Origin of the sequence: Emticicia sp. (genome assembly GCF_049241225.1) — a bacterium.
Taxonomy (GTDB): Bacteria; Bacteroidota; Bacteroidia; order Cytophagales; family Spirosomataceae; genus Emticicia.
In genome coordinates this window covers 1-1,184 of record NZ_JBMLRC010000403.1, presented here as the reverse complement: position 1 = coordinate 1,184, position 1,184 = coordinate 1, and the positions used below count along the sequence as shown (strand labels likewise).

Here is a 1,184-nt window from a genome sequence, read left to right as displayed (position 1 = left end):
TATATGACCCCAGCTATTTTGTGATAAAATACCCCAACGGCGATGTGCCGAGCGATAAAGGCGTTTGCACCGATGTAGTTGTGAGAGCTTATCGAAAACTCGGAATTGATTTGCAAAAAGAAATTCACGAAGATATGCGAGCTAATTTCAAGAAATATCCTCAGAAATGGCAACTCAAACAAACCGATAAAAACATCGACCACCGCAGAGTACCCAACCTCATGACTTTCTTTTCGAGATTCGGAACGGTGAAGGCGATTTCTTCCAACCCAAAAGATTATCAAGCTGGCGATATTGTTTGCTGGATTTTGGAAGGAAATCTCACACATATAGGCATTGTTATCAGTAAAAAATCGACCGATGGTCAGCGAAATTTAATTGTACATAATATCGGTGCGGGACAGGTCATTGAAGATTGCTTGTTTAATTATAAAATTATCGGGCATTATGCCTATCAAAAGCACAATTAGAAATCCTGTGCTAATTATTCAGCGTAGCAACTCAAAACTTGCTACGCTTTTTTTGTGGATTTCTGATGAAATCTATAAATTACGGCACAAATTGAAAAAGCTATAAAAATGAAATTACTTGTAACCTTCCCCCTCTTCGTGATTTGGGGGTTGCTGAACTGTAATAGTTCGCATCAGAAAGACTACGTTCTGCAAACACCCAAGAACAAAAACGTTCCGTACATCATCATTCAGTCTGATAAAGAAATCGTCGACGACCCCAAGCGAAAAGCCAACATGAAAATCGTACTAAGAGATAGTACCGTTTTTCAGTCGCCTATCGGAATCGAGCTTCGTGGAGCTACTTCTCAGATGTTCTATGACAAAAAATCGTATGGTTTTGAACTTCGTGATGCCAAAGATGAATCTTCGGCAGCCTCGCTTTTAGGTTTACCCAAAAACTCGGCTTGGGTGCTGCACGGCCCTTATGGCGATAAAACTTTACTCCGAAATACCGTTGCGTATCAACTCTCCAACGACATTGGTCGCTATGCCGCCCGTACCAAATTTGTGGAGGTAGAAATCAATGGCAAATACTTGGGTTTTTATGTCTTGATGGAAAAACTCAAACAAGATAACGATAGAATCAAAATTGCTAAGCTGAGCAAAAACGATACTACTGCTGAGAAAATTACGGGTGGGTATATCTTGAAAATTGATAAAACCGTAGGAAAC

The 1,184-nt window shown here is 40.0% G+C and carries 2 protein-coding genes; both read left to right on the top strand.

Annotated features, from left to right (window positions below; translation table 11 throughout):
• Positions 1-470, top strand: a 470-nt coding sequence (locus ACOVO2_RS21080; protein WP_421771882.1) for a DUF1287 domain-containing protein, incomplete at its 5' end; no start/stop codon positions are given.
• A gap of 108 nt (positions 471-578) precedes the next feature.
• Positions 579-1,184: CotH kinase family protein (locus ACOVO2_RS21075; RefSeq protein ID WP_421771881.1), on the top strand; the 606-nt coding region annotated here is incomplete at its 3' end.